Raw genomic sequence first — 11,512 nt, 5'->3', positions numbered from 1 at the left:
CGGCTGTGAAGGGCTTGGGTCATGGCGCTGGCGGTGAGGTGACAGGAATCAACAGTGTACTCAACAGGCGCCTGGCTTTGAAGTAGGGCAAGCTGCGAATAGGAATATGATCACCCAATTCTAAACAGGTAGCATACCGCGATCGGTGCGCCGGGGAACACATAATCACCCGCGCGCCGCAACAGTTTCAGCGTGACATTTTGCTCTTCCGCCCAGCTCGCCAGCGATCCGACGTCAATATCCGCGACATAACCACGGCGTGGATCGGTGATGAGCGCGCCGTCGCGCGCGTTGAAGCGAGGCGAAGGCAGCACGCACGCCTCCGCCTCGCATAGTCGGCCGATCGTTTCATGCATCTCGCCGCTCACCAGTTCCACCACCGTGTCAACGTTGATACGGCCCGCCATGTGATTGACGAAATAGATCAAGGTCGCAACGCATAGGAAGGCCAGCAGGATGCCGATGCTAAGCGACAGATAGGGGACGAATTCCCCTTCATTTTGTGTGCGCACGCTGCGCAGCACCATCAGGGCATACGAGAACGTGCCAAGAAAAGCGCCCAAAGTCAACTGGTTGCCGCGGTCCTGGGTGAAGTTGCGCAGCAATCTGGGACCCATTTGGCCGGCCGCCAGGGACAGCGCGGCGATGGTGATGGAGAACACGGTGCCCGCCACGCCGATGGCCGACGCCGCAATCGTGCCGAGTAGCGTGCGCGCCCCTGTGCCGCCGCCGTTGTAAAGCCAGTCGCTGCGGATTAACCAATGCGGTACGATGCCGCTTCGATCCAGGTTGACGAGGCCAATCGCGCCCAGGATGCCCGTCATTACCATCAACGCTGGGATGAGCCAGAAGGCGCTGAACAGTTGCTCAAAGAAGATGCGTAGGTGGGTTAGCATGGCCGTTAGCCGTTCATCGGTGCGGGGAGGTGGAGCATGCGCGCAGCCGCAGCGCCGCCGGATCAATCTGCATCAGGTCGCCAATGGCGTCGATGGTGATGTCCGGCTCCAGCTGCGCCGCGTCGCGCGGCGCCAGCGCATAGTGGCCCTGGCGCGGAAACACCGTGGTCACGTGCGCGCCCCACTGGCGCTTGATCGCGTCGAGCAGGCGTGGCTTGTCGTCGACCATCACAAAATGCCGGGCAGGGTAGCGCCGCGCCACCTCGTCCAGCATCTGTTCCTTGTGGATGTAAATGAGCACGCGCCCACCGAACGCCTGCCACAGGCCAGCGCGTTCGACCTTGCGCGGCTGGAATACCACGTCGCCGTCGGATAGCAAGACGCAGGTACCGCACGCGGCCAGGTGCGCAATAACCTCCAGTGCGCGTGGATACAGGCGTTTCATGAAAGGATAGTCGAGCAGGAACGATGACATGTGCAGTAAGCGCATGTCGCACACGTCCTGGTTGCGGTAGCGCTGCAGTGCGCCGAGGTAGTCGGCATAACCGAGTTCGACGCGCAGTTGTTCGAACAGCTCCCAGTAACGCACGGCGCTGGTCGCGCCAAACTGGCGCTCCAGGTGCGTGCGCAGATCCTGCTGCACGCGGTCATTGTCGAGCAGCGTGTTGTCGCAATCAAGCAGAAACACCACGTCGGCGGGCCCGCTCACGGCTTGTCCCCCGGCGGCGCCGCACCCTGTTCGAGATGGCCGCCGAAGCCATGGCGCATCGCCGACAACAGCTTGTCCGCAAACCCAGCGTTGCCGCGCGAGTCGAAGCGCGCGAACAGGGCCGCGCTCAGGATGGGGGCCGGCACCGCCTCGTCGATGGCGGCGGCTACGGTCCAGCGCCCCTCGCCTGAATCAGAGACGCGCCCGGCGTAGGCGGCTAGCGACGGATCGCGCTGCAAGGCGCTGGCAGTCAGGTCCAGTAGCCAGGAGCCGATCACGCTGCCGCGCCGCCAAAGCTCGGCGATTTGAGGCAGGTCCAGCGCGTACTGATAGAACTCCGGATGCGTCATCGGCGCCGTTTCGGCATCAGCACCGGCGCTTTGCATGCCAGCGTCGGCTTGGCGTAGGATGTTGAAGCCCTCGGCATAAGCGCCCATGATGCCGTATTCGATGCCGTTGTGAACCATCTTGACGAAATGGCCTGCGCCATGCGGGCCGCAGTGCAGATAGCCCTGCTCGGCGCTGCCGCTCGCCTGGTCGGCGGCGCAGCGGCCAGGGGTGGGGGGCGCCGCCGCGCTGCCAGGCGCCAGCGTGGCCAGCAGCGGCGTGACATGCAAGACCGCATCCAACTCGCCCCCTATCATCAGGCAGTAGCCGCGCTCGAGTCCAGCCATGCCGCCGCTGGTGCCGACGTCGAGGTAATGCAACTGGCGCGCCTTTAACTGCGCGGCGCGGCGGATGTCGTCGCGGTAATACGAGTTACCGCCGTCAATGATGATGTCGCCCGGCGTCAACAGCGGCGCAAGCGCGTCCAGCACCGTCTCGACCACCGCAGCGGGCAGCATCATCCACAGCACGCGCGGCTGGGCGAGCGCGGTGACCAGTTGCTCAAGCGTGAACACCGGTGTCACGCCGGGCCCGGCAATGGCGATGCGCGCCGCTTCGTGCGTGTCGTAGGCAACACATTCGTGACCGCCGCCACCAAGGCGCCGCACCATGTTGGCGCCCATGCGCCCCAAACCTATCATCCCGAATTGCATCATTCCCTCCAATGGTCAGCGTGACGCGCACCACTTGGCCGCGCGCTGTGGCGGCAGTCCAATTTCGACCGGTGTCTTCACATTGATCGTTGACAGCGCGGCGGTCTGTGCGCGGACGCACGTAGATCGCACCACACAAGTTCTCGCGTGCGCCAGTAAATCCGCATTGCGGCGCATAATGTTTCACTCACTTTCTAATGGGTTTTGGTAGCAATTGCAGCAAAAAGAAAACAACACTTGTGCGCGCAACGAAATGAATTCGGCCTAGTCCCAGCGACGAGCAAGAGCAGCGTGTCGCCCGTCACCTGGCGGGCCCACATGGTTCTTATGGCGCGCCACCATGCGAAAGCACTGCCATGATTCTTGTCCTGAACGCCGGCTCATCAAGCATCAAATTCGCGCTGTTTCGGGCGTACGGCCACCCTGACCGCGCCGGCGTCCTGTGCGAAGGCCAGATGGCGGGTATTGGACACCGCGTTCACTTTAGCGTCACCGATGGCGCCGGCACGATGCTGGTCGCAAGCGACCTGGCACCGGGAACACGGCACGCAGACGCGCTGGGCGCGCTGCTCGACTGGATCGCGCAACAATTTGACCAGCAAGACTTGCTGGCCGTGGGGCATCGCGTGGTGCATGGCGGCGCACGCTACAGCGAACCCGTTGTCATCGATGAGCAAGTCATGGCGGAACTGCGGCGCCTAATCCCCCTGGCTCCGCTGCATCAGCCACACCATCTTGCCGCCATCAACGCCGTCAGCCTACGCTATCCCGCCATACCGCAAGTGGCCTGTTTCGATACCGCATTTCACCACGGTCAATCATCCCTTGTCACCAGCTATGCCCTGCCGCGCCATCTGACGGATACGGGTGTGCGGCGCTACGGCTTCCATGGTTTGTCCTACGAGTACATCGCCGGCATCATGCCCACCATCATCGGCCAAGAATGTGCGCATGGTCGCGTCATTGTCGCCCACCTGGGCGCCGGCGCAAGCCTGTGCGCCCTGCAAGACGGGGTCAGCATTGCCACGACGATGGGTTTCACCCCGCTTGACGGCTTGCCGATGGGGCGCCGATGCGGCAGTCTCGATCCGGGCGTCGTTCTCTACCTGATTGAACAGATGGGCATGAGCGCGGCGGAGGTGGCCAAACTGCTCTATGTCGACAGCGGCCTGCTGGGCGTGTCGGGCATCAGCGACGACATGGGGACCCTGCTTGCCAGTTCAGCACCGCACGCGGCGGAAGCCATCGCACTATTCGTATACCGCATCAAACGCGCGATTGGCTCGCTCGCCGCCGCCCTAGACGGCCTCGACGCGCTCATTTTCACCGGTGGCATCGGCGAACATGCAGCGCAGATCCGGCGCGCCATCTGCGTCGACGCCGCCTGGCTGGGCGTCGAATGCGACGACGCTGCCAATCTGGCGGGCGCCGCGCGCCTGTCGCCGGCAACCAGCCGCGTCACGGCCTGGCGTATCGCAACCGACGAGGACCTGATGGTGGCGCGGCACACGGCCGCGCTGCTGGCACGCCTTCGACCATCAAAACCCCTGCCAAGGAACATCATGAAATCACCCCCTATTGCGCCCGCATCGGAGCAAATGGTCACGCTGCCCCCGGAAGACCATGTCGAACACACCCTCGACGAGGCGCTCGCTGAAAGCTTCCCGTCCAGCGATCCGGTCGCGGTGGCCATACCCAAGCCATCCAATCACCCGTTATGAGGAGCGACACCGACCATGGCAGCGTGGTGGCCGTGCGCGGTAGCGTCGTGGATGTGCGCTTCAATACCTCCTTGCCAGCCATCCACTCGATCCTGCGCGCCGGTGCGGACGGGGCCATCGTTGTCGAAGTACTGACCCACCTTGACGCGCGCGGCGTGCGCTGCATCGCATTGACGCCTACCCAGGGCCTGGCGCGTGGCATGCCCGTCCAGGACACCGGTGCGCCTTTGATGGCACCGGTTGGCAAAGGCATCCTGTCGCGCATGTTCGATGTGTTCGGCAACCCCATCGACCGCCTGCCGGTGCCCACCGGGCTCGCATGGCGTTCGGTCCACCGGGCACCGCCGTCGCTACTTGAACGCTCGACCACGTCGACCATGTTCGAGACCGGAATCAAGCTCATCGACGTACTGGTGCCGCTCGAACGCGGCGGCAAGGCCGGGCTATTCGGCGGCGCCGGCGTGGGCAAGACCGTGCTGCTGACCGAAATGATCCACAACATGATCGGCCACCAGCAGGGCGTAAGCATTTTTTGCGGCATTGGTGAGCGCTGTCGCGAGGGGCAGGAGCTCTACCATGACATGAAGGAAGCTGGCGTGTTGCCGAATATGGTGATGCTTTTCGGCCAGATGAACGAGCCGCCCGGCAGCCGCTTCCGGATCGGCCATGCGGCGCTGACGATGGCCGAGTATTTTCGGGATGACGAGCGGCGCGACGTGCTGCTGTTGATCGATAATATCTTTCGCTTCATCCAGGCCGGCTCGGAAGTGTCGGGGCTGATGGGGCAGATGCCATCGCGCATGGGCTACCAGCCGACCATGGGCACCGAACTGGCGGCCCTCGAAGAACGTATCGCCAACACCGCTAGCGGCGCGATCACCTCCATCCAGGCCGTGTATGTGCCGGCCGACGATTTCACCGATCCCGCAGCGATCCATACCTTTTCCCATTTGTCTGCGGCTATCGTGCTCTCGCGCAAGCGCGCCAGTGAAGGCCTGTTCCCCGCCATCGATCCGCTGCAGTCGAACTCGAAAATCGCTACACCCGGCATCGTGGGCCAGCGCCACTATGCCCTCGCCCAGGAGATACGCCGCACCCTGGCGCAATATGCCGAACTGAAGGACATCATCGCCATGCTCGGACTCGATCAGTTGTCGCCGCAAGACCGCGACCTGGTCGGGCGCGCTCGCCGGCTCGAGCGCTTCCTGACCCAGCCATTTTTCGCAACCGAACAATTTACCGGCATCAAGGGAAAACAGGTAAGCCTGGCCGACGCCCTCGATGGCTGCGAACGCATCTTGCGCGATGAATTCAAGGACACGCCGGAAAGCGCACTCTACATGATCGGCAAGATAGCCGAGGTGAAGGACAAGGCGGCAAAACAGGTCAAAGTCAAGCCGACGGACGCGAAAAATACGAGCGCAGCGAATGACAAGCCGGTCCCCATGCCAGAAGCCGAAGGTGACCATGCAAACGCCCATGCATCTTAAGGTCCTGCTGCCGTTTGCCGTCTTCATCGACACGGACGATGTCACGCATATCGTCGTCGAAACGCGCGCCGGTGCGCTCGGCTTGCTGCCGCGCCGCCTCGACTGCGCGGCGGCGTTGGCACCGGGCATCCTCAGCTACACCAGCGCCTCCAAAGGCGAGCGCTGCATCGCCGTCGATGCGGGTGTGATGATCAAAACCGGCGCGGACGTGCTCGTGTCGGTGCGCCGGGCCTTTGCCGGCACCGACCTCAGGCAACTGCGTGTCGCCATCGAACAACAATTCCTGGCACTGGACGCGGAGGAACGCAAGATGCGCAGCGTGATGGCCGGCATGGAGGCCGGATTCATGCAGCAGATGGCGAGGTATCAGCATGGTTGACGGGAAAGATAAACAGGGGCACGTGGAGCCGGCCCCGGCGCGCGACTTCGCCGCCGGCATCGACGCCAAGGCCAGGCGCAAGCGCAAGGCGCAGCGTCACGGCGCCCCTGGTGTCTGGTTCGGCCTGGGCATGATGGGCCTGATTGGCTGGTCGATCGTGGTGCCGGCTCTGCTTGGGGCGGCACTCGGCACCTGGCTCGACAAACATTATGACGCGAGCCATTCATGGACCCTGGCCCTGGTGGTGGGCGGGTTGACGCTGGGCTGCTTCAATGCCTGGCACTGGGTCGCGCAGCAGGACAAGGCGATGCGCGACGAAGAGGCGGACGATGGACCCACATGATGAGACCGCGATGCAAGCATTGACACTGAGTCTGGCATGGCTGGCCGGTACCGCGCTTGGCACCCTCTTCTATGGCGGCCTATGGTGGACGGTGCGCGCCATCACCGGCGCGGCGCGCGGTGCGCTCTACCTGTTCGGCAGCCTGTTGTTGCGCATGGGCGTGAGCGCCTTAGGATTCTACCTAGTTGCTGGCGGACAGTGGCAACGCATGCTGGTTTGCCTGCTCGGCTTCCTGATGGCGCGCGCCGCCGTGCTGTACCTGAGCGCCGCGTCCGCGCGCAAAGAGGGCCGCCATGCACCTAAGTCCTGACCAAGTGATCTACTGGCAGTACGGCCTGTTCAAGCTCAATGCGACGATCGCATTTACCTGGGCCCTGATGCTCGCCCTGACCTGTGGCGCCTGGCTCATTACGCGCAAGCTGTCGCATGGCATGCAGCGTTCGCGGTGGCAAAACGCACTCGAAATCGTGGTTACCACCATCGAGGCCCAGATCAGCGATGTCGGGCTTGAGCAGCCGCGTCATTACATCAGCTTCCTGGGCACCCTGCTGCTGTATGTCGGCGCCGCCAGTATCTGCACCATCATTCCAGGGTACGAGCCGCCCACCGGTTCGCTATCGACGACGACCGCGCTGGCGCTATGCGTGCTGGTCGCCGTGCCGCTGTTCGGTGTTGCCGAACAGGGCGTCAAGGGCTACCTCGCCTCCTATACCGAGCCGACCTGGCTCATGCTGCCGTTTAACCTGATCAGCGAACTGTCCCGCACGCTCGCGCTGGCGGTGCGCCTCTTTGGCAACATGATGAGCGGCGCCATGATCGTCGCGATTCTGCTAACGATTACGCCTTTCATCTTCCCCGTCGTGATGACCTTGCTCGGCCTGCTGACCGGACTCGTGCAAGCGTATATTTTCTTCATCCTCGCCGCAGTCTACATCGCGGCGGCAACCCGGGTGCGCAAGCGCCCAGACCCGACTGCGACATCATGACCACAGTTGATAAGGATTCGCCATGGATAGCATGAGCTTGATCGCCATCGCCTCGATCGTCGTCGCCGGCATCACCACCGGCTTCGGCACGATGGGACCGGCGCTAGCCGAAGGACGGGCGGTAGCCACTGCCCTGAGCGCGCTGGCACAGCAACCGGACGCCTCGGCCACCATCACCCGCACACTGTTCGTGGGCCTCGCCATGATTGAGTCGACCGCCATTTACTGCTTCGTGGTGTCGATGATACTCATTTTCGCCAATCCCTTCTGGAGCCACGTTATCACCCAGGCGACGGGGAAATAGATCATGCTCATCGATTGGTTCACTGTCGGCGCGCAGACCCTCAATTTCCTGATCCTGGTCTGGCTGCTCAAGCATTTCCTGTATCAACCCGTGCTCGACGCCATCGACGCCCGCGAGAAGGCCATCGCCGCCACCGTCGCCAACACGGCTGCCAAGGAGGCAAAGGCGCAGACACAGCAGGCCGAGTTTGCCAAGAAGAATACGGACTTCGATGCGCAGCGCGGCGCCATGCTGGCGCAAGCGACGGCGCAGGCGCAGGCCGAACGGGAACGATTGATGGGCCTGGCCCGCGCGGAGGCGGACACCCAGCGCGCAAAGTGTCAGAATGCGATCGAGGACGATTACGCCCAGTTGCGCACCGATATCGCACGCCGCGCGCGCGACGAGGTGCTGTCGATTGTGCGCAAAATCCTGGTGGAACTGGCTGACGTTAAGCTGGAGCAGAAGATCTGCGATATGTTCATGCAACGCCTGCGCGCACTGGACGGCGCGGACAAAGCCACCATGCTGGAGGCGCTCAAAGCTGCCGGCTGGCATGCACAGTGCCGTAGCAGCGGCGCGTTCTCCGCCCAGCAGAAGAATGCGCTTGTGGCCGCGCTCGATGAAGTATGCGCGAGCAAGACCACGCTTGCATTTGAGACCGCACCACAACTTGTCAGCGGCATCGAATTGGACGCGCAAGGCTACAAGCTGGCGTGGAACATCGATGACTACCTGGCGTCGTTCGGCGAGCACATCGACCAAGCCGTGCGCGGGCGCGCGCTGGAAGGTACGCTCCCTCCGGCGTCTGCCAGTACAGGACCTGCCCCGGCGGAACCGCACGCGGTCAATCGCCCGGAGGACGAGATCGCAGCACGGGCGCCTGCGCCCACGACACCGGCAGCCGCGTGATGAATGCCCGGCCCAACCTGCTCGGTGCTACGCTCGACGCCGCATTGACCAGTATCGCCGATGCAGGTGCCGGCTTCAGCGCGCAGTTGGTGGCAAGAGAAGTGGGCCATATCATCAGCCTGTCGACAGGGATAGCGCGGGTCCAAGGCCTGCCGCATGCGGGCTACGACGAGCTGCTCGTCTTTCCGGCTGGCGTGCAGGGCATCGCGTTCAATGTCGACGCCACCGAGATCGGTGTCGTCCTGCTTGGCGGCTATGCCCATCTGCAGGCGGGCGACGAGGTGCGTCGCACCGGCCGTGTGATGGATGTGGCCGTGGGCGATGCCCTGCTCGGCCGCGTCATCGACCCGCTTGGGCGCCCGCTCGACGGTGGCGCCGCGCTGGCAAGCGGCGCGCGCCTGCCGATCGAGCGCCCCGCCGCCGCGATCATGGACCGAGCTCCGGTCACCATCCCGTTGCAAACGGGCATCAAAGTGATCGACGCGCTGGTGCCCATCGGACGCGGCCAGCGCGAACTGATCCTTGGCGACCGGCAGAGTGGCAAGACGGCCATCGCAATCGACACCATCCTCAATCAAGGCGATCAGAACGTGCTCTGCGTCTACTGCGCCATCGGCCAGCGCGCCTCATCTGTGGCGAAGGTAATCGCCACCCTGCGCGCGCACGGCGCGCTGGCCTACACGGTGGTCGTGGTAGCCGAGGGCAACGATCCCCCGGGCTTGTCCTATATCGCCCCCTACGCCGCCACCAGCATCGCCGAGCACTTCATGCAGACCGGACGCGACGTGCTGATCGTCTACGACGACTTGACCCAGCATGCGCGCGCCTACCGCGAGCTGTCCCTGTTGATGCGCCGCCCGCCCGGACGCGAAGCCTTCCCCGGCGATATCTTCTATGTCCACTCGCGCCTGCTCGAACGCGCGACCCATCTATCGGCCGAACTGGGCGGCGGTTCACTGACCGCCCTGCCCATCATCGAGACGGAGGGCCAGAACATCGCGGCCTACATCCCCACCAATTTGATCTCGATCACCGATGGCCAACTTTACCTGTCGCCGACTCTGTTCGAGCTGGGCGTGCTGCCCGCCGTCGATGTCGGTCGCTCGGTGTCGCGGGTGGGCGGCAAGGCCCAACGTGCCGCCTACCGCGCCGTCGCAGGCGACCTCAAACTCGCCTATGCCCAGTTTGAGGAACTCGAGACCTTCGCCCGCTTCGGTGCCCATCTCGACCCCGATACCCAGCGGCGTATCGCGCACGGGCGCCGCATCCGCTCCTGTCTGAAGCAGGCGCAAAGCGCACCCGTGCCGGTACCGGCCCAGATCGCCATCCTGCTGGCCCTGGGCGCCAGCCTGTTCGACAACATCCCGTTGGCGCAGATGGACGCGGCCGAGCAAGCGGTGCTCCAAGCCTCCGCCAGGATCCCTGCCGACGTCAGCGCACGCTTCGCGACAGCATCGGAGCTGAGCGACAATGACCGCGACGCCGTGATCGAGATCGCGCGCGCCGCCCTGGCCGACTTGCCCGCGCCGCCCCCCGTCACAGCGGACGATGCCGAGCCCCCCCCATGAGCGAGACCCCATCCAGTCTGCAGCGCAAGCTTGGAACGGCGGCCGAACTGCATTCGGTGGTGCGTACGATGAAGACCATGGCGGCGTCCCGCATCGGCCAATACAGGGACGCCGTGACCGCGCTCGACAGCTACTACCGCACCGTACAACTGGGGCTGGCCCTTTGCCTGCGCCAAGACGAGGGGGCGCTGCGGGCACATCGCGCTCCGCCGGCCCCGGCTGCATCGATCGATGCAATCGTGTTCGGTACCGACCAGGGCATGGTCGGTCAGTTCAACGACACCATGTTCCAGTATGTGATCACAACCCTCGCACCGATGGCCGGCGAGAAAACGGTATGGCCCGTGGGTGAACGGATCGCGGCCTATTTCGCGGATGGGACGTTGCAACGCGCCCACAGATTCAACCTGCCCGTGTCAACGCAGTCCATCCCCGCCCTGGTCGGAAAGATCCTGGTTGCGCTCGATGCGCAGCCTGGTGGCAGACGTGGTGCACAAGTATTCGTCTTCCACCATCGTCCCGTGGAAGGCGGCGGCTTTGCGCCCGCATGTCAGCGCCTGTTGCCCCTCGATGCTGCGTGGATGGATAAATTGACAGCGATGCCATGGCCTGGCAAGCAATTGCCGCAGTTGGCCGGGACGACACCGGTGACGCTGGCGGCCTTCATCAATGAGTACCTGTTCGTCTCGCTGTTTCGCGCTTGCGCCGAATCGCAGGCGAGCGAAAATGCCAGCCGTCTCGTTGCCATGCAACGCGCCGAAACCAACATCGATCAATTGCATGATGAACTACAGCGCAGCTTTCACCGCCTGCGCCAGGGCGGCATCGACGCGGAATTATTCGACCTTGTGGCCGGCTTCGAGGCGCTGGCGCCGGGCTGACGCAGCGTCGGCTTGCCGAATACACTTGTGCACCGGTTATACCGTTTTGTTACGCAAGCGCAGCGCGTTGAGAATCACGGAAACCGAACTCATGCTCATGGCCCCGCTGGCGATCATGGGACTCAGAAAGAGGCCGAAGAAAGGATAGAGCCCGCCCGCCGCAAGCGGTATGCCAACACAGGATCGGGTACACGGCGTCGAGCGGGCGTGCCTGCCAAAGCTTCACATCCTCGCTGACGGCGTCCGTGACGTTGGAGATGAGGGTTGGCGATACCTCGGTGCCGTACATCTCTTCCAGATGGCT

The 11,512-nt window shown here is 63.8% G+C and carries 13 protein-coding genes and 1 pseudogene; 10 read left to right on the top strand and 4 right to left on the bottom strand.

The genetic code is table 11. The annotated features are described in order from the left end of the window. Window positions 1-110: 110 nt before the first annotated feature. The 3 genes from CSZ94_RS25555 to gnd are packed head-to-tail and all read right to left on the bottom strand — an operon-like array spanning window position 111 to window position 2,645. Window positions 111-896, bottom strand: a complete 786-nt coding sequence (locus CSZ94_RS25555) for a DUF2254 domain-containing protein (protein WP_102124091.1) — start codon at window positions 894-896, stop codon at window positions 111-113. 13 nt (window positions 897-909) lie between these two features. Continuing rightward, window positions 910-1,605 (bottom strand): HAD family hydrolase, encoded by a 696-nt coding sequence (locus CSZ94_RS25550; RefSeq protein ID WP_102124090.1) that lies wholly within the window; start codon window positions 1,603-1,605, stop codon window positions 910-912. Further along, complete coding sequence (gene gnd, locus CSZ94_RS25545; protein WP_102124093.1) at window positions 1,602-2,645, bottom strand: phosphogluconate dehydrogenase (NAD(+)-dependent, decarboxylating); 1,044 nt, start codon at window positions 2,643-2,645, stop codon at window positions 1,602-1,604. Before gnd ends, CSZ94_RS25550 begins: the two co-directional genes overlap by 4 nt. Window positions 2,646-3,001: 356 nt before the next feature. Between gnd and CSZ94_RS25540 the strand changes: the two genes are divergently transcribed. From CSZ94_RS25540 to CSZ94_RS25495, 10 genes are read left to right on the top strand one after another with little or no spacing between them, the layout of a single operon-like run. Next, window positions 3,002-4,366: an acetate/propionate family kinase gene (locus CSZ94_RS25540; RefSeq protein ID WP_102124089.1), complete on the top strand. Its 1,365-nt coding sequence runs from the start codon at window positions 3,002-3,004 to the stop codon at window positions 4,364-4,366. After that, window positions 4,363-5,856, top strand: a complete 1,494-nt coding sequence (gene atpD, locus CSZ94_RS25535; protein WP_102124088.1) for a F0F1 ATP synthase subunit beta — start codon at window positions 4,363-4,365, stop codon at window positions 5,854-5,856. Before CSZ94_RS25540 ends, atpD begins: the two co-directional genes overlap by 4 nt. Continuing rightward, the gene (locus CSZ94_RS25530) at window positions 5,846-6,235 is read left to right on the top strand and encodes a F0F1 ATP synthase subunit epsilon (protein WP_102124087.1); all 390 of its coding nucleotides are present in this window, start codon (window positions 5,846-5,848) and stop codon (window positions 6,233-6,235) included. The genes atpD and CSZ94_RS25530 overlap by 11 nt, the downstream gene beginning before the upstream one ends. Beyond that, window positions 6,228-6,578 (top strand): AtpZ/AtpI family protein, encoded by a 351-nt coding sequence (locus CSZ94_RS25525; RefSeq protein ID WP_102124086.1) that lies wholly within the window; start codon window positions 6,228-6,230, stop codon window positions 6,576-6,578. Before CSZ94_RS25530 ends, CSZ94_RS25525 begins: the two co-directional genes overlap by 8 nt. 10 nt (window positions 6,579-6,588) lie before the next feature. Beyond that, window positions 6,589-6,888 carry an ATP synthase subunit I gene (locus CSZ94_RS25520; protein WP_102124092.1) on the top strand — a complete coding sequence of 100 codons (300 nt, stop codon included), beginning with the start codon at window positions 6,589-6,591 and terminating at the stop codon, window positions 6,886-6,888. Further along, window positions 6,872-7,564, top strand: a complete 693-nt coding sequence (locus CSZ94_RS25515; RefSeq protein ID WP_102124085.1) for a F0F1 ATP synthase subunit A — start codon at window positions 6,872-6,874, stop codon at window positions 7,562-7,564. The genes CSZ94_RS25520 and CSZ94_RS25515 overlap by 17 nt, the downstream gene beginning before the upstream one ends. 22 nt (window positions 7,565-7,586) lie before the next feature. Next, window positions 7,587-7,868: a F0F1 ATP synthase subunit C gene (locus tag CSZ94_RS25510; RefSeq protein ID WP_102124084.1), complete on the top strand. Its 282-nt coding sequence runs from the start codon at window positions 7,587-7,589 to the stop codon at window positions 7,866-7,868. 3 nt (window positions 7,869-7,871) lie between these two features. Further along, entirely contained in the window at window positions 7,872-8,759 is an 888-nt protein-coding gene (locus tag CSZ94_RS25505) for a F0F1 ATP synthase subunit B family protein (protein ID WP_102124083.1), read from the top strand. Continuing rightward, window positions 8,759-10,327, top strand: coding sequence for an alternate F1F0 ATPase, F1 subunit alpha (locus CSZ94_RS25500; protein ID WP_102124082.1), 1,569 nt, complete (start codon window positions 8,759-8,761; stop codon window positions 10,325-10,327). Before CSZ94_RS25505 ends, CSZ94_RS25500 begins: the two co-directional genes overlap by 1 nt. Beyond that, a complete protein-coding gene (locus tag CSZ94_RS25495; protein ID WP_102124081.1) occupies window positions 10,324-11,208 on the top strand; it encodes a F0F1 ATP synthase subunit gamma in 885 nt (294 codons plus the stop codon). Before CSZ94_RS25500 ends, CSZ94_RS25495 begins: the two co-directional genes overlap by 4 nt. A gap of 178 nt (window positions 11,209-11,386) precedes the next feature. On the opposite strand, the pseudogene CSZ94_RS25490 reads toward CSZ94_RS25495, so the two are convergent. Then, window positions 11,387-11,512: pseudogene (locus CSZ94_RS25490) on the bottom strand (transposase); the annotation flags it as partial.

This window comes from Janthinobacterium sp. ROICE36 (assembly GCF_002869965.1).
GTDB lineage: Bacteria > Pseudomonadota > Gammaproteobacteria > Burkholderiales > Burkholderiaceae_D > Janthinobacterium.
This window is presented reverse-complemented; position numbering and strand designations above follow the sequence as displayed.

What these genes read in the sequence shown, in the direction of transcription:
- CSZ94_RS25555 (WP_102124091.1), bottom strand. Translation starts at nt 896, where the DNA reads ATGCTAACCCACCTACGCATCTTCTTTGAGCAACTGTTCAGCGCCTTC.
- gnd (WP_102124093.1), bottom strand. Translation starts at nt 2,645, where the DNA reads ATGCAATTCGGGATGATAGGTTTGGGGCGCATGGGCGCCAACATGGTG.
- CSZ94_RS25540 (WP_102124089.1), top strand. Translation starts at nt 3,002, where the DNA reads ATGATTCTTGTCCTGAACGCCGGCTCATCAAGCATCAAATTCGCGCTG.
- atpD (WP_102124088.1), top strand. Translation starts at nt 4,363, where the DNA reads ATGAGGAGCGACACCGACCATGGCAGCGTGGTGGCCGTGCGCGGTAGC.
- CSZ94_RS25530 (WP_102124087.1), top strand. Translation starts at nt 5,846, where the DNA reads ATGCATCTTAAGGTCCTGCTGCCGTTTGCCGTCTTCATCGACACGGAC.
- CSZ94_RS25525 (WP_102124086.1), top strand. Translation starts at nt 6,228, where the DNA reads ATGGTTGACGGGAAAGATAAACAGGGGCACGTGGAGCCGGCCCCGGCG.
- CSZ94_RS25520 (WP_102124092.1), top strand. Translation starts at nt 6,589, where the DNA reads ATGCAAGCATTGACACTGAGTCTGGCATGGCTGGCCGGTACCGCGCTT.
- CSZ94_RS25515 (WP_102124085.1), top strand. Translation starts at nt 6,872, where the DNA reads ATGCACCTAAGTCCTGACCAAGTGATCTACTGGCAGTACGGCCTGTTC.
- CSZ94_RS25510 (WP_102124084.1), top strand. Translation starts at nt 7,587, where the DNA reads ATGGATAGCATGAGCTTGATCGCCATCGCCTCGATCGTCGTCGCCGGC.
- CSZ94_RS25505 (WP_102124083.1), top strand. Translation starts at nt 7,872, where the DNA reads ATGCTCATCGATTGGTTCACTGTCGGCGCGCAGACCCTCAATTTCCTG.
- CSZ94_RS25500 (WP_102124082.1), top strand. Translation starts at nt 8,759, where the DNA reads ATGAATGCCCGGCCCAACCTGCTCGGTGCTACGCTCGACGCCGCATTG.
- CSZ94_RS25495 (WP_102124081.1), top strand. Translation starts at nt 10,324, where the DNA reads ATGAGCGAGACCCCATCCAGTCTGCAGCGCAAGCTTGGAACGGCGGCC.